Origin of the sequence: Streptomyces sp. NPDC002888 (genome assembly GCF_042888465.1) — a bacterium.
In the GTDB taxonomy this organism is placed as follows: Bacteria; Actinomycetota; Actinomycetes; order Streptomycetales; family Streptomycetaceae; genus Streptomyces.
In genome coordinates this window covers 49,943-70,827 of the sequence record NZ_JBIAPU010000031.1, presented here as the reverse complement: position 1 = coordinate 70,827, position 20,885 = coordinate 49,943, and the positions used below count along the sequence as shown (strand labels likewise).

12 protein-coding genes are annotated in these 20,885 nt (G+C 72.5%); 7 read left to right on the top strand and 5 right to left on the bottom strand.

Going from position 1 to position 20,885, the window contains the following annotated elements:
- Positions 1–19 precede the first annotated feature (19 nt).
- Complete coding sequence (locus ACFYWX_RS37745; RefSeq protein ID WP_389429413.1) at positions 20–478, bottom strand: hypothetical protein; 459 nt, start codon at positions 476–478, stop codon at positions 20–22.
- A 123-nt stretch (positions 479–601) separates the two neighbouring features.
- Between ACFYWX_RS37745 and ACFYWX_RS37740 the strand changes: the two genes are divergently transcribed.
- Positions 602–1,279, top strand: a complete 678-nt coding sequence (locus tag ACFYWX_RS37740) for a helix-turn-helix transcriptional regulator (protein WP_389429516.1) — start codon at positions 602–604, stop codon at positions 1,277–1,279.
- A gap of 35 nt (positions 1,280–1,314) precedes the next feature.
- Here the strand turns inward: ACFYWX_RS37740 and ACFYWX_RS37735 are convergent, their stop codons facing one another.
- On the bottom strand, positions 1,315–1,779 hold the full coding sequence (locus ACFYWX_RS37735; RefSeq protein WP_389429411.1) for a Crp/Fnr family transcriptional regulator: 465 nt from the start codon (positions 1,777–1,779) through the stop codon (positions 1,315–1,317).
- A 206-nt stretch (positions 1,780–1,985) separates the two neighbouring features.
- Here ACFYWX_RS37735 and ACFYWX_RS37730 point away from each other — a divergent pair, with 206 nt between their 5' ends.
- Both ACFYWX_RS37730 and ACFYWX_RS37725 read left to right on the top strand, forming a co-directional pair.
- On the top strand, positions 1,986–4,373 hold the full coding sequence (locus ACFYWX_RS37730) for a phosphoketolase (protein WP_389429410.1): 2,388 nt from the start codon (positions 1,986–1,988) through the stop codon (positions 4,371–4,373).
- 492 nt (positions 4,374–4,865) lie between these two features.
- Positions 4,866–8,450 (top strand): SpoIIE family protein phosphatase, encoded by a 3,585-nt coding sequence (locus ACFYWX_RS37725; RefSeq protein ID WP_389429409.1) that lies wholly within the window; start codon positions 4,866–4,868, stop codon positions 8,448–8,450.
- A gap of 420 nt (positions 8,451–8,870) precedes the next feature.
- On the opposite strand, the gene ACFYWX_RS37720 is transcribed toward ACFYWX_RS37725, so the two are convergent.
- Positions 8,871–9,179 (bottom strand): DUF4328 domain-containing protein, encoded by a 309-nt coding sequence (locus ACFYWX_RS37720; protein ID WP_389429515.1) that lies wholly within the window; start codon positions 9,177–9,179, stop codon positions 8,871–8,873.
- Positions 9,180–9,430: 251 nt separating this feature from the next.
- Positions 9,431–10,876 carry a glyceraldehyde-3-phosphate dehydrogenase gene (locus tag ACFYWX_RS37715; RefSeq protein ID WP_389429408.1) on the bottom strand — a complete coding sequence of 482 codons (1,446 nt, stop codon included), beginning with the start codon at positions 10,874–10,876 and terminating at the stop codon, positions 9,431–9,433.
- 230 nt (positions 10,877–11,106) lie between these two features.
- Here ACFYWX_RS37715 and ACFYWX_RS37710 point away from each other — a divergent pair, with 230 nt between their 5' ends.
- Genes ACFYWX_RS37710 through ACFYWX_RS37700 form a run of 3 tightly spaced genes read left to right on the top strand, consistent with a single transcriptional unit; the run spans position 11,107 to position 13,607 of the window.
- On the top strand, positions 11,107–12,072 hold the full coding sequence (locus tag ACFYWX_RS37710) for a hypothetical protein (protein ID WP_389429407.1): 966 nt from the start codon (positions 11,107–11,109) through the stop codon (positions 12,070–12,072).
- A 28-nt stretch (positions 12,073–12,100) separates the two neighbouring features.
- Positions 12,101–12,763: a hypothetical protein gene (locus tag ACFYWX_RS37705; protein ID WP_389429406.1), complete on the top strand. Its 663-nt coding sequence runs from the start codon at positions 12,101–12,103 to the stop codon at positions 12,761–12,763.
- Entirely contained in the window at positions 12,735–13,607 is an 873-nt protein-coding gene (locus ACFYWX_RS37700) for an inositol monophosphatase family protein (protein ID WP_389429405.1), read from the top strand. Before ACFYWX_RS37705 ends, ACFYWX_RS37700 begins: the two co-directional genes overlap by 29 nt.
- Before the next feature lie 6 nt (positions 13,608–13,613).
- On the opposite strand, the gene ACFYWX_RS37695 is transcribed toward ACFYWX_RS37700, so the two are convergent.
- Positions 13,614–14,930 (bottom strand): SLC13 family permease, encoded by a 1,317-nt coding sequence (locus ACFYWX_RS37695; RefSeq protein ID WP_389429404.1) that lies wholly within the window; start codon positions 14,928–14,930, stop codon positions 13,614–13,616.
- An 87-nt stretch (positions 14,931–15,017) separates the two neighbouring features.
- On the opposite strand from ACFYWX_RS37695, the gene ACFYWX_RS37690 reads away from it, so the two are divergent.
- Positions 15,018–20,882 carry a TIR domain-containing protein gene (locus ACFYWX_RS37690; RefSeq protein WP_389429403.1) on the top strand — a complete coding sequence of 1,955 codons (5,865 nt, stop codon included), beginning with the start codon at positions 15,018–15,020 and terminating at the stop codon, positions 20,880–20,882.
- The last annotated feature ends 3 nt before the right edge of the window (positions 20,883–20,885 follow it).

Below are 20,885 nucleotides of genomic sequence, written 5' to 3'. Positions count from 1 at the left end.
GCGCCGGTGGGGAGATCTCTCACGCTGCGGAGTCGTCCGGCGCGGCCGCTCCCGCTCCAGGGCGGTAGCGCTCGGCCAGCCGCGCGAGCGCGACCGCGCCGAGGAGCAGTCCGAAGTCACGCAGCGCGACGTCGTAGTGGCCGGGGATGGTCAGCAGGTTGACGATGATGCCGGCCAGCCAGGCGGCCACCAGCCAGCCGCCGAAGCGCGGGGCCAGGCCCACGACGACGCCTGCGAGGACCTCGATCACTCCGACGGCGTACATGGCCGCCTGGGCGCTGCCCGGAACCAGGTCGTCGATCCACGGCGCCAGGTAGGTGGGCCAGTCCACGAGCAGGTTGGCGAACTTGTCGAGCCCGAACAGGATCGGAGCCACGGTGAACCCGGTGCGCAGGATCAGGTACGCCTGATAGCCGGGATCGGTGAGCGCCGCCCGCCGCGGCGGGGCGGAGGCGGGGTGTACGAGGGCGGAGAACATGATCTCTCTCCTTACTGCCGATAACTGCCGATAACTGTCGACCGGGCGACTTCTATCGACAACTTTCATTGGCAATAGAACCTCGGTCCGCTTCTTTAGTCAATGGCTATGGGTTTTACACTGGTGGGCGTGGACGACCCGAAGGAAGTACACGGCACCGACATCTCGGCCGTCGCCGCGCTCGACGAGCCGACCCGCAGGAAGCTGTACGACCACGTGGTGCGCCAGCCGAACCCGGTCAGCCGCGACGAGGCGGCCGCGGCCCTGGGCCTCGCACGGCAGACCGCGGCGTTCCACCTGGACCGGCTGGCCGACGAGTCCCTGCTAGACGTGGTCTACGAGCGACGCAGCGGACGCTCGGGCCCCGGCGCGGGCCGGCCCGCCAAGCTCTACCGGCGCTCCCTCCGCCAGGTCGCCGTCAGCCTCCCCGACCGGCGCTACGAACTGGCCGGGCGCCTCCTCGCCCAGGCCGTGGAGGAGTCCGCGGCGACCGGCGAGCCGGTGCGTGACGTGCTGCACCGCCGGGCCGAGGAACTCGGCACGCGACTCGGCGGGCAGGACGACGCGGGCGTGTTCGACCTGTTGGAACGCCACGGTTTCGAGCCGCGGCGCGAGGGCGACGCCGTCGTGCTGGCCAACTGTCCCTTCCACGCGCTCGCCCGCGAGCACACCGAGACCGTGTGCGGCATGAACCTCCGCCTGCTGCACGGCGTCCTGCGCGGACTGCACGAGACGGGACTGGAGGCACGCCTGGCGCCGAGTCCGGGCCGGTGCTGCGTCCGACTGGAGCCGGCGGTCTGACTTAGGGGGGTGATCCAAACGACACCCCTTGCCGCTCAGGGCCTGTCGCCGCTTCCGTAAGGCGCGTACAGGTCGAGCAGGCGGACGCGGGTCGCGTGCAGGCGGTGTGCGAGGACCCGGCCGACCCAGTGGTCGACGGCCTGGCCGAACTCCGGGTCGTCCACGCACGCCAGCCGCACGGCGACGGCGTCGAACTCGTGGGCGCGGACCGGTGTCACCGCCTCGGCGCCCAGATGCCAGGTGTGCGGCTCGAACAGCCACGACCAGCCGACGAGGTCGTCGTGGCCGAGGGTCTCGATGACCGGCGAGCGACGTCCGGGCACATGCATGTCGAGGGTGAGGGTGCCGCTGCGCAGGATCCAGAACCGGTCGGCGCGCGAGCCCTCCTCGAAGAGGCGGGTGCCCTGCGCGATGTCGACCTCGTGGGCGAAGTGCATCAGACGGGTCCGGTGCAGGGCGGGCAGGGCCCGCAGCACGCTCGGGGTGGCGGAAACGTTCATGAGGGTCTCCAGAGGTGGGGGCCGTCCACTACCAGCGTCCGCCCCGATCCGGGCGAGGGCCAACGGCCCGAGCGGGGGCCGATGTGGCCCGGACGGCCCTGTCGGGTACCCGGCCGTCGGGGGAAGGGTGGACCACGGACCGGCCACACCTCCGACCGACCGACACCCGCCGAGACCGACCGACACCGCTCCGGAAGGGACCTTCCATGTCCGTCGACACGCAGCAGCCGTCGTCCACCCGGCTCCCGGAGGGGGAGCTACGGGCCCTGGACGCCCATTGGCGCGCCGCGAACTACCTGTCCGTCGGCCAGATCTACCTGATGGCCAACCCTCTGCTCGCCGAGCCGCTGCGCCCCGAGCACGTCAAGCCACGGCTGCTCGGCCACTGGGGCACCTCACCCGGCCTGAACCTGGTCCACACCCACCTCAACCGCGTCATCAAGGCCCGCGGCACGAGCGCCCTGTGCGTCTGGGGCCCCGGGCACGGCGGGCCCGCCGTACTGGCCAACTCCTGGCTGGAGGGTTCGTACACCGAGACCTATCCGGACGTCACGCGCGACGCCGACGGCATGGCCCGCCTCTTCAAGCAGTTCTCGTTCCCGGGCGGCGTGCCCAGTCACGTGGCGCCCGAGACGCCCGGCTCCATCCACGAGGGCGGCGAACTGGGCTACGCGCTATCGCACGCCTACGGGGCGGCCCTCGACAACCCGGACCTGCTGGTCGCCTGCGTGATCGGCGACGGCGAGGCCGAGACCGGACCGCTGGCCGCGTCCTGGCACTCCAACAAGCTCCTCGACCCCGTCCACGACGGCGCCGTCCTGCCGATCCTCCACCTCAACGGCTACAAGATCGCCAACCCGACGGTCCTCGCCCGCCTCCCCGAGCCCGAGCTGGACGCCCTGCTGAAGGGCTACGGCCACGACCCGATCCACGTCACCGGCGACGACCCGGCGGTCGTGCACCGCGCCATGGCCGCCGCCCTCGACACCGCCCTGGACCGGATCACCGCCCTGCAGCGGGCCGCCCGCGAGGAGGGTGCCACCGAACGTCCCCGCTGGCCGGTGATCGTGCTGCGCACCCCGAAGGGCTGGACCGGACCGGCCGAGGTCGACGGACTGCCCGTCGAGGGCACCTGGCGGGCCCACCAGGTGCCGCTGGCCGCCGTCCGCGACAACCCCGAGCATCTGCGGCAGCTGGAGGAGTGGCTGCGCTCGTACCGGCCCGACGAGCTCTTCGACGCGCACGGCCGCCCCCGGGAGCAGGTGCTCGCCTGCGTCCCCGAGGGCACCGCCCGCCTCGGCGCCACCCCGCACGCCAACGGCGGCCTCCTGATGCGCGAGCTGCCCCTGCCGCCCCTGGAGCGGTACGCCGTCCCCGTCGACAAACCCGGCGCCACCCGGCACGAACCGACCCGCGTCCTGGGCGACTTGCTCGAGCACGTCATGCGGGCCACCGCCGAACGCCGCGACTTCCGCCTCGTCGGCCCCGACGAGACCGCCTCCAACCGGCTGGAGGCCGTCTACGCGGCCAGCGGCAAGGCCTGGCAGGCCGGGACGCTCGACGTGGACGAGGACCTCGACCGGCACGGCCGCGTGATGGAGATCCTCTCCGAACACACCTGCCAGGGCTGGCTGGAGGGCTACCTGCTGACCGGCCGGCACGGACTGTTCTCCTGCTACGAGGCGTTCGCGCACATCGTCGACTCCATGGTCAACCAGCACATCAAGTGGCTGCGCGTGACACGGAAGTTGCCCTGGAGGGCGCCCATCGCCTCCCTCAACTACCTGCTGACCTCACACGTCTGGCGCCAGGACCACAACGGCTTCTCCCACCAGGACCCCGGCTTCGTCGACCACATCCTGAACAAGAGCCCCGAGGCCGTACGGGTCTACCTGCCGCCGGACGCCAACACCCTGCTGTCGGTGGCCGACCACGCGCTGCGCAGCCGCGACTACGTCAACGTGATCGTGGCCGGCAAACAGCCCTGCTTCGACTGGCTGTCCATGGAACAGGCCAGGGCCCACTGCGCGCGCGGCGCCGGCGTCTGGGACTGGGCCGGCACCGAGGACGGCACCCGCGAACCCGACGTGGTGCTCGCCTGCGCCGGCGACGTCCCCACACAGGAGGTCCTGGCCGCCGCACAGCTGCTGCGCCGCCACCTGCCCGAACTGGCGGTGCGGGTCGTGAACGTCGTCGACATCGCCCGCCTGATGCCCGCCGGGGAACACCCGCACGGGATGAGCGACTTCGAGTACGACGGCCTGTTCACCACCGACAAGCCGGTCATCTTCGCCTACCACGGCTACCCCTGGCTGATCCACCGCCTGGCCTACCCGCGCGCCGGGCACGCCCACCTGCACGTGCGCGGCTACCAGGAGATCGGCACCACGACCACCCCGTTCGACATGGTCGTCGTCAACGACCTCGACCGCTACCGCCTCGTCATGGACGTCATCGACCGCGTCCCCGGCCTCGCCGTACGCGCCGCCGCCCTGCGCCAACGGATGGAGGACACCCGACTCCACCACCACGACTGGATCCGCGCCCACGGCACCGACCTCCCCGAGGTCGCGGACTGGAGCTGGGACGGCTGACCGTCGGCAGGCGGGGCGAGGGCAGCCCGCCCCGCCTGCCCGTCTGTAGGATCCGCCCCGTGGCGTCATCGGTGCGTTTGCGGGCCCAGTCGACGATCTGGCCGACGTATCCGCCGTCGTCCCACACCAGGGTGATCCTGCGGTGCAGTGAGCGGAGCCGGGTAAGCAGCGGTGTCCCGGCGTCGCGGTCCTGCGTGCTCGCGGCGGTGACCAGCACCACCAGCACGTCCCGCCCTTGTCCGTCGGGGCCGACAGTGTCGGCCGCCCGCAGGGACCGCGAGTCGACGATCACCGCCGTCGGCGTGCGGCTGCAGGCGTACACTACTGGGCAAATAGCCTCTTATTTTTCTTAATCTTACAATTCGGGCAGAAGTGTAGCCGGAACCGTCGGATCCGGCGTCCGGTCTGCCCGGGAGGTCCGCAGCAGGTGGCCGTCGGCAGCCTTGGGAGGGCGCGGGCGGATCACATAGGCGCCAGGAGGAAGATTTCTCGATGACCCGGCCCGATGACCCGCGCACCGCGGCGGCCCGGGTGTTCGCCGAGGGCGGCGCGTTCGGCGAGCTTCTGGCCGGGATCGACTGGGCTGCGACGCCGCTCGGGCCCACCGTCTCCTGGCCGGGGCCCCTGGTGGACACCCTGCGCCTCATGCTCACCTCTGAGCACGGGATGGCTCTGTACTGGGGCGCTGAATTCACCACGCTGTACAACCTGGCCTCCACACCCATTGTCGGCGCCAAACACCCCTGGGCGCTCGGCAGGCCCTATAAGGAAGTGTTCCCCGAGGTCTGGGCCCACCCCGTGAGCTCCCACTTCCACTATGTGACCGACACCCGCAAGACCCTGCTGATCCCGGATGAGCCGCTCATCATGGAGCGCCACGGCTTTTTGGAGCAGTGCTACTTCGACTCCGCCTTCCAGCCCGTGCTGCTGGACGACGGCACCGCCGGCGGCGTGCTGCAGATCATCACCGAGACCACCGGCCGGGTACTGGGCGAGCGCCGGCTGCGCCTGCTGAGCGAGACCGGCGCGCGCACCGCCGGGCTGCCCACCCCGGGCGAGGTCGCCCGTGTGGTCGCCGAGGTGGCGGGCTCCTACCCCGAGGAGATCCCGTTCCTGGGCCTGTACCTGGCCTCCGAGCCCGGGATGCAGCGGTCGGCGGCCTCCGCCGGGCTCCCGTCGGCGCCCGAGACCGTCTCGCTGAGTGCGGCCGACGGTTCGGAGGTGGCGGCCCGGCTGGCGCAGGTGGTCGCCGACGGTGTCCCGGCCACACTGCCGGCCGCCGCGTTCACCGGCGGCAGCACGGCCGGGCAGCACGCCGCGGCCCCCCGGCTCCCGGTCGAGCAGGCCCTGGCCCTGCCACTGCACTGCGCGGGCCAGGTGGAGGGCGTCCTGGTGGTGGGCGTCAACCCCTGCTTCCCCCCGGCCGGGGCCTACCACGACTTCCTGGAGGTGCTCGCCTCAGCCGTGGCCGGGGCGCTGTCGGCCGCACTCGCCCACGAGTCGGCCGCGCTCGCGCACGAAGAGCAGCGCCGGCGGGCGGAGGCGCTGGCCGAGCTGGACCGGGCCAAGACCACCTTCTTCGCCAACGTCAGCCACGAGTTCCGCACCCCGCTCACCCTGCTCCTGGGCCCGCTCCAGCAGGCCCTGGCCGACGAGGACCGGCCCGAGAGGCGCGAGCAGCTGGAGCTGGCCGAGCGCGGCGCCCTGCGTCTGCTGAAGCAGGTCAACACCCTCCTGGACGTCGCCAGGGCCGAGGCCGGGCAGATGCGCCCGGCCCTCGAGCCGCTCGACCTCGCCGGTGCCACGGCCGAGCTGGCCGGGGTGTTCCGATCCGCCTTCGAGGCGGCCGGGCTGACGCTGGAGGTGGACTGCCCGCCGCTGCCCAAGCCGGTGTCCCTGGACCGGGAGATGTGGGAGAAGATCATCCTCAACCTGCTCAGCAACGCCCTGAAGTTCACCTTCACCGGCGGCGCCCGGGTGCAGGTGGCCGCGGCCGGCGACCGGGCCAGGCTGACCGTGACCGACACCGGCACCGGCATCCCCGCGGACGAGCTGCCGCGCCTGTTCGAGCGCTTCCACCGGATCCGCGGCGCCCGCTCCCGCTCCCACGAAGGCAGCGGCCTCGGCCTGGTGCTGGTGAAGGACCTGGTGGAAGCGCACGGCGGCACGGTCGGCGTGGACAGCCGGCTCGGCCGGGGCACCACCATCACCGTGGACCTCCCCTTCGCCGCCGCCCACCGGCCCCGCCCGGCCCCGCCCGCGGCCGGCGCCGGATCCCCCGGGGAGATCCCCAGGGAAGGCGGAGACGGCCGGCCCGGCCGCGCCGCGGCCTATGTGGACGAGGCGCTGGGCTGGCTGGCGGCCGACCCCGTCCCCGCCGCGGCCACCTCCGCGGCACGCACCCCGCACGCCCCCGCGACCCACGCCCCCGGCCCCCACGAAACCGACCGCCCCCACCGGGCCCGCCTGCTGGTCGTCGACGACAACGCCGACATGCGCGCCTACCTCACCCAGCTCCTGCAGCCCGACTACGACGTGCTGCTCGCCGCCGACGGCCGGGCCGCCCTGGAGACGGCCCTGGCCCAGCCGGTGGAGCTGGTGCTCAGCGACGTGATGATGCCCCGCATGGACGGCTTCGAGCTGGTCCGGGCGCTGCGCGCCGACCCGCGCACCGCCCGCCTGCCCATCGTCTTGCTCACCGCCCGCGCCGGCGAGGAGGAATCCGTGCAGGGCCGGCACGCCGGCGCCGACGACTACCTGGCCAAACCCTTCTCCGCGCGCCAGCTGCTGGCGCGCGTCCGCACCGGGTTGGAACTGTCCCGGCTGCGCGAACAGGTCCTGACCGAGACCCGCAACCAGCTGGCCGTGCTGGCCTCCCTGGCCGACGCGGGCCTGCGGCTGTCCGCCACCCTCGACCCGGACCAGATACTGCAGACTGCCGGCCAGATCCTGCTGCCCGACTTCGCCGACCAGATCAGCATCCACCTCACCCCTGCGGCACCCGCCCCGGCGCAGTCGCCCCCGGCATACATCGCCGGCACCCCCCTTCTTGCCCACGAGGCCCTGGCCACCGCCGCCACCCACGCGATCAACGGCACCGCCCCAGCCCCAGCCGGCTCACACCCGGCGCCCGCCGCCGTGCTGGCCCTGCCGCTGCACGCCCACGACCAGACGCTGGGGGCCCTGGTACTGGTCAGGCACACCGGCGGGTACTCCGCGGTCGAACACAAGTATCTGGAGAACCTCGCCCACCGCCTGGCCCTGGCCTACGACAACGCCACCCGCTACCACAACGAGCGCCGCCTCGCCCTGACCCTGCAGCGAGCCCTGCTGCCCCACCGCGTGCCTCAGGTGCCCGGCGTGCGCCTGGCCACCCACTACCGGGCCAGCAACCGCGGCGCCGAGGTCGGCGGCGACTGGTACGACGTGCTCGCCCTGCCCGACGGCGCCGTGGGACTGGCCATCGGCGACGTCATGGGCCACGACGTGGAAGCCGCCACCGTGATGGGCCAACTCCGCTCCGCCCTGCACAGCCTCGCGCTGGAGGGCGCCGGCCCGGCCCAGGTGCTGACCAGGCTGGACGCCTACCTGCAGTCGCTCGCCACCGAACGCTTCGCCACCTGCCTCTACGCGGTCTACGACCCCCACCGCCACCGCCTGCGCTACGCCGCCAGCGGGCACCTGCCGCCCCTGCTGGTAGCCGCCGACACCGCCTACCTGGAGCTGCCCCCGGCGCTGCCGCTGGGACTGGGCAGCACCCCAATCGACCGCGAGGTGGCGTTCCCGCCCGGCACCAGCCTGCTGCTGTACACCGACGGCCTGGTGGAGAACCGGGCGCTGTCCCTGGACGACGGCCTGGCGGCTCTGTGCCAGACCTGCGGCGCGCTGCCCGCCGCCGCCCGCACCGACCCCCAGCAGATCACCGAACGGGTCCTGGAACTACTGAACACCCCCGACCGGGTCGACGACGACGTCGCCCTGCTCGCCGCCACCGCCGAACCATCGTGTCGAACCGGCGACCCGCAGACTGACGGAAGTGCCATACAAGCGACCGCTACTGCTCGTAGTCATTGCTAAGGAAGCGGAGGATTTGCCAATTCACTGCTGACGAACTGTCTTCATCGCTAACGGAGTCGCGGATCCTACAGAAAGGGCTGTAAGATCCGCGGCTCCGTGTGCGGTGTTTCCTGAGGGAATGCCGGAATTCGGGTGGGGTGCGCACTGCCGTTGTCGATGGATCGTGCGCATTCGGACCGCTGGCCGCCTGGGCGACGGGTACTGCGGTGATCGGTGGTGCCCGCGTCGCGGGGCCCTCATGCGTTGTGAGCGGCGTTGTTGTGAGGATTTGTGGCGGGTGGTGGCGGGTCAGCTCATCCCCGTGCCGGGGGTTGGCGGGCTGGAAATTGGGGTGGTGTCGTGCCGTAGGGAGTCGTTGATGCGTTGCTGCTGTGTCGCGGTTGAGGGCGCGGACGACGAAGATGCCGGCCAACGCTGCGCCTATGACGGCCGCGTCGGCGCCTGGAGCAGTTGTACGTCCTGGTAGGCGCGTGGGATGACGTTGTCCGCGGAGCCCGTGTACATCAGACCCACCCCGCTCAGCGTCCCGGCGAGCCACAGGCCCCACCACCAGTTCACGGCAGGCGGCAGTCGCTCTCCCGGGGCGCTCGCAGGGTGGATGTGGGCGACGATTCCGCGGGGCACCCACGGGTTCGAGACGGGCACGATCCAGCCTGCGTAGACCCACGGCCAGGCGCAGCGCGGCGGCTCTCCCGAGAGGGCGAGAGCGTTGTACCGGAGACGGAGCAGCCAGGCCAGGAAGCTGGTGCGATGCGATGGGGGCGAGCCGTTGCTCCCGGCCGCTCGCCGGAGAAGGGGCGCCGCCGTCCGTCACCACGGTTGGCTTCAATCTGAGCCTTCGTCAAAAGGAACTTCCCGCACCGTCTCGTCCTCATATCGACAAGAGGTAGTTACGGAGCGGAGTCAGTGCGCACCAAGTTCCGGAATTGTGCATCTCATACTTGCATTGCGCACTGATCCGCGGATCCTACAGGTCGGGATCAGACCGCCGGGGCCGGGTACGTCGGGTACTCCACGCCGGAGACGTGCTGGACGACGCGGATGACCTGGCAGGAGTAGCCGAACTCGTTGTCGTACCAGAGGTAGAGGATGGCGTTGTCGCCGTCGACCTTGGTGGCGCCCGCGTCGACGATCGAGGCGTGGCGGGAGCCGATGAAGTCGCTGGAGACGGCGTCGGGCGCGGTGGTGAAGTCGATCTGGCGCTTGAGCGGCGAGGTCAGCGAGACGCCCCGGAGGTAGTCGAGGACGTCCTCGCGGGTGGTCTCGCGGCCGAGTCGCAGGCTGAGGATCGCTATCGAGACGTCCGGGACCGGGACGCGGATCGAGCTGCCGGTGATCGGCGCCTTGAGGTCGGGCAGCGCCTTGGCCACGGCGGAGGCGGCACCGGTCTCGGTGATCACCATGTTGAGCGGCGCGGAGCGGCCACGGCGGTCGGCCTTGTGGTAGTTGTCCAGGAGGTTCTGGTCGTTGGTGAAGGAGTGGACGGTCTCCACATGGCCGCGCAGGACGCCGTACTCGTCCGCCATGGCCTTCAGCGGCGGGACGATCGCGTTGGTGGTGCAGGAGGCGCAGGACAGGATCTGCTCGTCCGGCTTGATCGTGTCGTGGTTGACGCCGTGCACGATGTTCGGGACGTCGCCCTTGCCCGGCGCGGTCAGGACGACCTTGGAGATGCCGGGACGCAGGTGCTCCGACAGGCCCTCGCGGTCACGCCACTTGCCCGTGTTGTCGATGAGGATGGCGTCCTTGATGCCGTACGCCGTGTAGTCGATTTCCGACGGGTCGTTAGCGTAGATCACCTTGATCTCGTTGCCATTGGCGTTGATCGTGCTGTTGGACTCGTCGACGGTGATCGTGCCCTGGAACTGGCCGTGGATCGAGTCGCGGCGCAACAGCGAGGCGCGCTTGACGATGTCCTGCTCGCCGCCACCGCGGACGACGATGCCGCGCAGGCGCAGCCCGTTGCCGGAGCCGGCCTTCTCGATGAGCAGCCGGGCCACGAGGCGGCCGATGCGGCCGAAGCCGTAGAGGACGACGTCGCGTCCCTCGCGGCGCTCGATCTTGTTGGCTCCCGTGGCGCCGGCGACGGCGTCGGCGGTGAACTCCGCCACCGACAGACCGCGGTCGTCGGTCTTGTACGTCGAGGCGAGCATGCCGAGATCGATCTGGGAGGGCCCCAGGTCGAGGGTGGTGAGGGCCTGCAGGAAGGGCAGCGTCTCGGTGACCGAGAGTTCCTCGCCCGCGATCTGCCGGGCGAACCGGTGGGCCTTGAGGATGCTGACCACCGACTTGTTCACCAGGGAGCGGCTGTGCAGCAGGACCGTGACGTCCCGCTCGCGGTGCAGCTTCCCGATCATCGGGATCATCGACTCCGCGATCTCCTCGCGAGTCTTCCAGTTGGTGAACGAGTCCTCGTTGACAGTCACAGGATTATCTTTCGAGCTAGGCGGTGCTCAGATGATAACCACATGCGATTTCGATCATTCAAGCGGTGTCGTGTGAGCTGGTCACCGCCGGTGGACGAAGGCCCCTGGTCGTTGGTCGCGCGCGGCTGCAACAAGGCTCCCGGCACCCGGAGTTGAGGGTGGTCGACGCACCGTGGCCGCCGGGCGCCGTTCCTCCTACCATGGAGGTCGCCGTCGGGGGAGGGTGGGACGTGACGCGTAACACACCGCAGTCGTCCGGGCGTCGGCTGGAGGAGTCGATCGCCTGGGCGGTCAGGAACGCGGACGGCGTCGTCGCCATCGGCGCCGCCCTGGTCATCGGTCTGCTGGAGGTCCTCGGCCCGAACTTCAACGACAACGTCGTCTCCGGCGCCACCCTTTTGGTCCTGGCCACGCTGGTCTTCGGATCGCTGACCGAGCGCCGACGCCGACTGGCCGACATCCGCACCGCGACCGCGGGAACGAACCGGGCGATCGAGGACCTGGCCATGGTGCGCACACTGGCCGGCGCGGAGGTCGGGCTGGCGCACGAGCAGGCCCGCCGGAACACCGCCCGCTGGGTGTACAAGGGCGGCACCGGTACCTATCTGAGGGCCGTCACCCTGCCCGAGTGCGTCATCGAGGCGCAGCGGGGGCGCCGGTCCCTCAGCATGAAGATCGACATCGTGAACCCGGCCGACGACCGGGTGTGCGCCGCCTACGCGCGCTTCCGGCGCACCTTCGGCCACCAGCCCGACGGCGCAGTCCTCGGCGAGTGGACCACCGAACGCACCCGCAAGGAGTCGTACGCCACCGTGCTCGCCGCCGCCTGGCACCGGCAGCGGCTGGACACTCTGGAGGTCGACGTGCACCTCTCCTCGGTGGCCCCGACCCTGCGCTTCGACCTGTCCGACGCCGGCCTCATCATCACCCAGGACGACCCGCGCCGCGTGAGCCTGTACGTGGAACGGGGCCGCCCGCTCTACGACTACTACGTCACCGAGTTGCACCAGAGCCGCGAACAGGCGGTCAAGCTCGACCTGCGGGAGGCTACGCCGCTGAGCGACGAGCCGACCGTCGACGAGGTCAGACGCCTCTTCGACCGGCTCGGTCTGCCACTGCCGACCAGTTTCACCGACCGGGATGCGGGCGACATCATCGACAAGGCGCTGCGCGCGGAGGACCCCTACCGCAGGTGAGCGCCGCCGTTGGGTGAGGGGGACGACGATGGACTACCCGGCCCTGGAACGGGCCGCCCGGCGAGGGGCCGCCGCCGAGCTGATGGGCCACGCCGCCTCGGAACTGGAGCAGGTCGTCTCCGGCCGCCGCGCCCTGCGCGCGGTGCGCCATCCACTGGGGTTCGTCTGCCTGCCCGTCCTGCGCGACGGCCCCCGAGGAGTCTGCGTGCACGTCTTCGGGCCCGCCGACCCGGCAACGACGGGCCATCAAGTCCACTCCCACAGCTGGGACCTGACAAGTACGGTGCTCTACGGACGGCTCGGCAACCGACGGATGGGGATCCGCGACGAGACCCGGCGCCCCACCCACCGCGTCTTCGAGGTGCACAGCGATCCCTCGGGGGTGGACGAACTGCGGCCCACCGAGCGCCTGGTGCGCTGCCTTCCCGGCGCCGAGCAGACGAGCTCACGCGGCCAGACCTACGCCCTTGCCGCGGGCGAGTTCCACACCACCGTGGTGCCGGACGGCCGCCCGGCCGCCACCCTGGTGCTGGGGCTGACCCTGCCCGGCCGGGCCGACCTTTCCCTCGGCCCGCTACGGGCCCCGGGCCACCGGGTGGTCCGCAGTATGTGCGACGCGGCCCAGACCGCCCGGATCGCCCGGGCCGCGGTCAGGAGGATCCATGAACCCGAGCCCGAAACCCCTGCCTGAGTTCACCCCCGAGTGCCGTACCGCGGTGACCGCCGCCGAGGAGGCCGGAGCAATGCTGCGGTCCCGCTTCCCGGCCGGCTGCGCCGCCCGGCCCAAAGGCGAACTCGGCGATGTCGTCACCGACCTGGACCTGCAGGCCGAACGCCTCGTCGTGCACCGGATCCGGGAGCGCTTCCCGCACGACCGGATCCTCGCCGAGGAGTCGGGCGAGCTGGGCGGCGAGGGCAACGGCCGCACCTGGCTGGTGGATCCGCTCGACGGCAGCAACAACGTGGTGATCGGGCTGCCCGTCTACGTGGTGGGCATTGCCCTGTGCGTCGACGAGGCGCCGGTCGTCGGCGTCGTGCACGACCCGGTGAACGCCCGCACCTGGTCGGCGCTGCGCGACGGCGGCGCACACGGGCCGCTCGGGAGACTCACCGCGACCGGCGACGCCCGCCCGCTGTCGCCCGCGGGACCGCTGCTGGCCTGGACCCAGGGACACGCCGTGCCCCGCGACGACCCCCACGCCCGTGCGCTCAGGAACGCGCTGGAAGTCCGCTCCCGGCGGCTGCTCCAGCTGTGGGCGCCGCTGCTGTGCTGGGCCATGCTGGCCCGCGGCGACATCGACGGCTTCGTGGGCTACCGCGCGGAGGCGATCGACCTGCCGGCCGGGGCACTGCTGGCCCGCGAGGCGGGAGTGGCCGTACGGCACCTGGACGGCAGGGAGTTCGGCGGCGGCTTCACCGGGCCGGACACCGAGCGCTCGTTCGTGGCGGGGCGCGCGGAAATGCTGCCGTACCTCCTGGACTGGGTGGCCGCGTCCGGCGGGCCCGCCCAGCCCCCGTACCGCTTGCTCCCGTGACCCCGCCTACCCGGTCAGCGCCAGCGCCGCCACCGACGCCGTCACCGCCGCGACGGCCAGCACCGCGCCCGTGCCCATCAGGCGGGCCACCGGCACCCGTACCCCGTACGCGTGGCACCGCTCGTACCACAGCAGCGTCGCCAGGGAGGCCCACGGTGTCACCACCGGGCCCACGTTGGTGCCGATGAGGAGCGCGAGGAGTTGGTCGTGATTGCCGAGCGGGACGGCGGCCTCCCCGGCCAGGTAGACGGGGAGGTTGTTCAGGACGTTCGACAGTCCGCCGCCGACCGCCGCCGCGCGGAACAGGCCCCAGAGGCCGCCGTCGTGGCCGACGGCGGAGGCGAGCAGGTCGTGCAGCCCGTTGGCGTTGACCGTCTCCACGACCAGGAACATCCCGGGCACCATCACCAGCAGCCGCCAGGGCACCAGCGACAGCCGCAGCACCGACCTGCGGCGCACGGCGAAGGCCGTCACGGCGACGGCCGCGGCCGTCGCGGACGCGATCCACAGCTCCACGTCGGCGACCAGGATCGCGAGCAGGAACCCGGCGCAGGCGAGGCCGCACGCCCGGAACAGCACCGGATCCGCGGGCCGGTGCACCTCGGGCGGCAGGTAGCGGTCGGCGCCCCCTGCCCGCAGGTCGTCCGCGCGGGCCGCGCCGGGGCCGCCGGACGGGGCGCCGACGCGGCTCGGCACGCCCCCGGCAGCCTCCGCTCGCCCGAGGTCCTCCCCGGTGCCGGACGAACCGTCCCCGCGCCGACCGCGCCGCCAGTAGAACGCCCACAGGCAGGCCATGGTCACCACGACGGCCGCCAGCTGCGGCGCCCACATCCGGCCGGCCAGCCCCAGCGGGGACAGCGCGACCCGGTCCGCGGCCAGCAGGTTCGTCAGGTTGGACACCGGCAGCAGCAGGCTCGCCGTGTTGGCCAGCCACACCGTGGTCATCGCCAAGGGCACGGCCGCGATGCCGACCCGGGCGGCCAGCGCCAACATCACCGGCGTCAGGAGAACCGCGGTCGTGTCGAGGTTGAGCGCGATGGTGGTGACGGAGGCGAACGCCACGCAGAGCAGGAACAGGGCCGCGTAGCTGCCCCGCCCCGCCCGTGCGACGCGGGCCGCCACCACGTCGAACACCTCGGCCCTGCTGGTGAGTTCGGCCAGCACGATCACCGTGCCCAGAAACGCCAGCAGCGGGGCGATCCGGGTCATGGCATCGGCCGCCGACCCGGTCGGCAGCAACCCCGTGGCCAGGCACAGGAGTCCGGCCGCCAGCAGCCCGATCGCCACCCGGTCCAGCACATGCAGACGCAGTAGGACACGCACGGGTGGAAGCGTCGCACACTCGTGCCCCGCTGTGACCGGGGCCTGTCGACAGTGGCTGGAGAAATCATCTGTATCGACGCTTTCTCCATGCATCATGGACAGATGGTGGCTCGTCAGATCGACCCGGGGGACACCGGGCCATTGGACTTCTTCGTCAGCTACTCACCCGCCGACGAACGCTGGGCGTCCTGGATCGCCTGGACCCTGGAAGAGGCGGGCTACCGCACGGTCCTGCAGGCGTGGGACTTCGTGGCCGGCACCAACTTCGTGGACTTCATGGACCGCGGGGTCAGCGAATCGGCCGCCGTGATCGCCGTACTCTCCCGCAACTACGAGCGCTCCCGCTACGGCCGCATGGAGTGGCAGGCCGCGTTACGGGCCGACCCCGACGCGCCCGAGCGTCGACTGCTCACCGTGCGCGTCGAGGACATCCCGGTGGAGGGCCTGCTCGCCACCATCACGTACGTCGATCTGGTCCCGGTCACCGACCCGTCGACCGCCCGCGACCTGCTCCTCACCCGGGTCCGCCAGGCCCTCGACGGCCGCGCCCGACCCAGCCTGCGCCCCGGCTACCCGGGCGACAACGGCCACCCGGCGCCGCCCCCCGCCCCGGCGGTACCCGTCGCACCGCCGCTCGGCAGACCCCTCGGCCGCCCCGGCTGGGCCGGACGGCGCAGGCCCGCCGCACCGCCGACGTACCCGAGAGTCGCTCCGGACGCCGGCGCCCGCGACGCGGTCACCGTCCTCCACCTCGCCGGGCCCTCCTTCGGGCGCGGCCAGGACCCCGCCGAGTTGCAGGCGGCGATCTGGGGCGACCTGGTCGAACTCACCGACGCCGGGGCACCCGCTCCCGACCTGCTGGTGATCACCGGCGACCTGACCGCCTCCGGCAGCCCCCGGGAGTTCGAACAGGCGCTGACCTTCCTCACCGGACTGCGGGCCCTGCTCGGCCTCGAACCACACCGGGTCGCCCTCGTCCCCGGCGGCCGTGACGTCAACCAGGCCGCCTGCCGGGCCTACTTCAGCACCTGCGAGGCCGACGAGCTGCCGCCCCGTCCGCCGTACTGGCCCAAGTGGCGGCACTTCGCCCGGCTCTTCCAGGAGCTCTACCAGGGCCTCGACGTCGTCTTCGACAGCGACCAGCCGTGGACCCTCTTCCCCGTACCCGAACTCCACACCGTCGTCGCCGGGTTGAACTCCTCCATGGCCTACAGCCACCGCCTCGACGACCAGTACGGCATGGTCGGCCCCGAACAGGCCGCCTGGTTCGCCCAGGCGCTGCGCCCGTACGAGGAGGAGGGCTGGCTGCGCGTCGGCGTCCAGCGGCATCCACCGGGCGCCGCGCGCTCGACCGGCCCGGTGCGCGGTGGAGTCCCGGACGCCGCCCAACCGCTGCGCGACACCGACGTACTGACCCGGCTCACCGCACCCCGGCTGCACCTGCTGCTGCACGGCCCGGCCGGCCCGGGCACGCCCTCCGTCCTGGCCACCTCGTCCGGCGAGGTACAGGTGCTCGGCACCGCCGGGCCCGGCCGGCACCAACTGCTGCGCATCAGCCGCGACGGCCTGGCGGACTGGGACGGCCCCTGCGAGCCCCGGCGGCGCCAGGTGGAGTGGCGGCGCGCCGACCGCGCCTTCGGCCCGGAGGATCCGGCCGCCACCGACCCTGCACATCCGGCCGACCCGGACATCAGGCCCACGGCGGAGCCCGAGCCGCGCGCCGTGCAGTCCCCGGTGGAGATACTGCTAGCCCGGGTCGCGGAGGTCTGCCGGACCCGCCACGAGGGCGCCCAGATCCGCCCGGTGGCCGGACCGATGCCCCAACTGCTGGTCACCTGGACCGAGTCGGACTTCGTCCGCCAGCAGCGGGTGGCCGTGCTCACCGGCACCCCGACCAGACAGGACATCGAACGCTTCGCGGCCCTCGTGCACGCCGCGGACTCCGAGACCGAGGCCGAACTCGTCCACGACGGCCCGCCGCCCGCCCGCGACCTGCGCGACCTGGCCCGCCGCACGGGCATCCGGGTGCGCAGCTTCACCGAGTTCCAGGGCCTGCTCGACCTGCGGGGATACGTCGCCGCGCAGAGCGAGCGGCTGCGCACCGACCTCCGCTACCCACCCGGAATGTACCTGCCCCAGCGGTACCGCGAAGTGGAGCGCATCGGTGCCGAGGACCGCGACGGACTGGTCGACGGCATGCTCCGGCTGCTCGACTCCGACCAGGGCCGGTTCCTGCTGCTGCTCGGCGACTTCGGACACGGCAAGACCTTCGCCCTGCGCGAGCTCGCCCGCCGTATTCCCGCTGAACTACCGCACGTCGTACCGCTGTTGGTGGAACTGCACGCCCTGGACCGGGCCTACTCCTTCGAGGGCCTGGTCGCCGCCCACCTCGCCGCCCACGGCGTCGACAACATCGACCTGCGCGCCTTCCGCTACATGCTCCAGCAGGGCCGGATCGTGCTGCTCTTCGACGGCTTCGACGAACTCGTCAACCAGGTCACCTACGACCGCGCCGCCGAACGCCTCCAGGTGCTGCTGGACTCCGCCGTGGACAGCGCCAAGATCGTCGTCAGCTGCCGCACCCAGCACTTCCGCTCCCAGGGCCAGGTACTGACCGCGCTCGGCGAACGCGTCGGCCTGCTCCCGCGGCGCCGGGTGCTGGCGGTCCAGGAATTCACGCCCCAGCAGGTCCACGCCTACCTGGTCAACCGCTACGACGGCGACGAACGCGCTGCCGAACGCCGGGTGCGCCTCCTCGACGCCATCCCCGACCTGCACGCCCTGTGCCGCAACCCCCGGCTGCTCGGATTCGTCGCCGACCTCGACGACGAGCAGCTGCGCGCGGTCGCCGGGGCCGGCCGTGCGCTCAGCCCCGCCGGGCTCTACCAGGAGGTGCTGACCGCCTGGCTGCGCTTCGAGGAGGAGCGCGGCTCCGCGGGACGGGCGCCCGGGCTGGACCTGGACCAGCTGTGGAACGCGGTCACGGCGCTCGCCCTGCGCCTGTGGGAGAGCGGCCAGGACTCGCTGCGCCTCGACGAACTCACCGACGTCGCCGAGACAATGACCGGACTCGCGGACAGCCGCCTCTCGGTGCCGCAGACCGCGCACGCCGTCGGCTCCGGCACACTGCTGGTCCGCACGGAGGACGGACTGTTCCGGTTCATCCACGGCTCGGTGGTGGAGTGGCTGATCGCCCGCGAGTGCGCGGTGCGGCTGACCGCCGGGGACACCGCACTGCTGGGCAGGCGTCAACTGAGCCAACTGGCGGTGGAGTTCCTCTGCGACCTCGCCGACCACCGCGCCTGCCAGCAGTGGGCCGAACAGGTGCTGAGCACGGAGGACTCCGGTGCTGCGGAGGTCGCCCGCACCAACGCCGTGAAGATCCTCTCCCGGCTGCGCGTGCCCGCCCACACCGACCTGCGCGGCGCGGCCCTGGCCGGGGAGGACCTGTCGTACCGGGACTTCTCCGGTGTCGACCTCACCCGCGCCGACCTCACCGACGCCCGGCTGGTCGGCGCCAACCTCTCCGGCGCCGTACTGCGCCAGGCCCGGCTGACCGGCGCGCGGCTCGACGGTGCCGACCTCACGGGGGCCGACCTGCGGGGCGCGGACCTGCGACGGGCCCGATTGATCCGCACCGACCTGACCGGCGTCCGCGTCGAGGGCGGCCGCTGGAGGCGGGCCGCGCTCGTCTCGGCGACCACCGGGTCCGCTCTGCCGGGCACCCCGGAACTCGCCGCGGCCGCGATCGCCCCCGGGATGGCCGTCGACTCAGGCTTCCGTCCCTCCGCGGTCGGGGTGCCCTACGGCTTCGACATGCGCACCAGCCGCCTGCCCGAGCCGATCTCCTACAGCCCGGACGGCGAACTCCTCGCCGTGGGCAGCGAGGACGGCGGCGTGCTGGTCTGCGACGCCGTCACCGGCGTCCCCCTGCGCACCCTGGAGGGCCACACCGGCCGGGTCTACGCGGTCAAGTTCCGCGACCGGGTGCTCGCCACCGGCAGCGCCGACGGGACCGTACGACTGTGGGACCCGGTCTCCGGACAGTGCCGGCACCGCCTGCCGATCCACCCGGCCGGCGTCTGGCCGGTCGTCCTCGACGCAGACGGCTCCTTGCTGGCCACCGGCGACGCCGACGGCGTGGTCACCCTCTGGGACGCGGCCACCGGCACCCCGCTGCACCGGCTGCACGGCCACTCCGCCCCCGTCTACACGGTGGCCTTCGGGCCGGACAACACCACGCTGGTCACGGGGGACGCCTCCGCCGCCGTACGGCTGTGGGACATCGCCGGCGGGCGGCTGCTCGGCGAACTGCCGGGGCACCGAGGCGCGGTGTTCCGGGCCCGGTTCAGCCCGGACGGCACCCTGCTGGCCACCGGGGACATGGGCGACGGGCGGTCCGGCACGGTCCGGGTGTGGGACGTCGCCGAGCGGCGGGTGCTGCACGAGTTCACCGGGCACGCGGGCCGCGTCTACACCCTGGACTTCCACCCCGGCGGCCGCTTCCTGGTGAGCGGCGACACCGAGGGGGAGGTGCGGCTGTGGGACCTCGCGGCCGGCGGCTCGGCAGGGCTGCTCGGCGGCTGCCGCGGCGCCGTGTACCAGGTGCTGTTCGACCCCGAAGGGACACTGCTCGCCGCCGGGGACAGCGCCGGCGTCGTCCGGCTGTGGCGGATGGACCCGGCGGCCGATCCGGTCCCCGGCGGCCCGCCCGCGGCCGTGCCGCTCAGCCGGCAGCCCTCGGAGCACCGCGGCTCGGTCTGGGTCTGCAAGTTCCGCCCGCACGGCGACACGCCCGCCCCGGAGACCGGCTCGCTGCTGGTGACCGGCGGCAACGACGGCGTCGTACGGCTCTGGGACCCGGCCACCGGCCAGGGCAGACGCATCCTGCGCGGCCACGGCCGACGCATCGGCACCCTCTCCTTCAACGCCGACGGCTCCCTGCTCGCGGCCGGCGGCAACGACGGCGTCGTCCGCCTCTGGCACTCCGTCTCCGGGCGCAGGCTGCGCGAACTGACCGGCCAGAGCGACCGCCTGGTCTCGGCCGTGTTCAGCCCCGCCGGCGGCACCCAGCTGGCCACCGCGAGCAGCGACGGCGACCTGTACCTGTGGAACGCGGCCACCGGCGAGTACCAGCGGGAGATGGACGTCGAGACGGAACACGTCTGGGCCGAGGCGTTCAGCGCCGACGGCGAACTGCTCGCCACCGCCAACGACGACGACACCGTACGGCTGTGGTACCGGGCCACCGGCGCGCACGTCGCCACCGTCGACGAGCACTACGGCCGGGTCCGCTCGATCGCCTTCCGCTCCGACGGCGCGGTCCTGGCCACCGGCTGCGACGACCGGAAGGTGCGGATCTGGGACATACACGAGCACCGGATCACCGCCGTACTCGACGGGCACACCGACCGCGTGTACGCCGTGACCTTCGCGCCCGACGGTTCCTGGCTGGCCAGCGCCTCATGGGACGGGCGGGCGGTGATCTGGAAGGACGGCACGGTCCTGCACCGGCTGACCGGCCACACCGGCAAGCTGTGGACGGCCGCGGTGCACCCCCTGCGGCCCCTCCTCGCCACAGCCGGCGACGACCGGACGGTCCGCCTGTGGGACGCCCGCACCGGCCGTGAGACCGCCGCCCTCACCGGCCACACCGGCCGCGTGCTCGCGGTCGCGTTCAGCCCCGGCGGTTCCCTCCTCGCCAGCGGCGGCGAGGACGGCACCGTACGGCTGTGGAACGTCCCGGCCGACGCCCCGGCCACACTGCGCGCCACGCTCGTCGGCATGCCGGGCGGCTGGGCCGCGCTGTCACCGTCCGGCGGCTACAAGTACGAGGGCGACGTCACCGGCGAGTTCTGGCACGCGGTCGGCATGTGCCGCTTCGAACCGGGCGAACTCGACGGCAACCTGCCGGGGGTGCGGAACGTGCCGCTGGACGACCCGCTGGGCTGACGC

Coding starts and splice junctions, on each gene's coding strand:
- ACFYWX_RS37745 (WP_389429413.1), bottom strand. CDS start 478: ATGTTCTCCGCCCTCGTACACCCCGCCTCCGCCCCGCCGCGGCGGGCG.
- ACFYWX_RS37735 (WP_389429411.1), bottom strand. CDS start 1,779: ATGAACGTTTCCGCCACCCCGAGCGTGCTGCGGGCCCTGCCCGCCCTG.
- ACFYWX_RS37730 (WP_389429410.1), top strand. CDS start 1,986: ATGTCCGTCGACACGCAGCAGCCGTCGTCCACCCGGCTCCCGGAGGGG.
- ACFYWX_RS37725 (WP_389429409.1), top strand. CDS start 4,866: ATGACCCGGCCCGATGACCCGCGCACCGCGGCGGCCCGGGTGTTCGCC.
- ACFYWX_RS37705 (WP_389429406.1), top strand. CDS start 12,101: ATGGACTACCCGGCCCTGGAACGGGCCGCCCGGCGAGGGGCCGCCGCC.
- ACFYWX_RS37700 (WP_389429405.1), top strand. CDS start 12,735: ATGAACCCGAGCCCGAAACCCCTGCCTGAGTTCACCCCCGAGTGCCGT.
- ACFYWX_RS37690 (WP_389429403.1), top strand. CDS start 15,018: ATGCATCATGGACAGATGGTGGCTCGTCAGATCGACCCGGGGGACACC.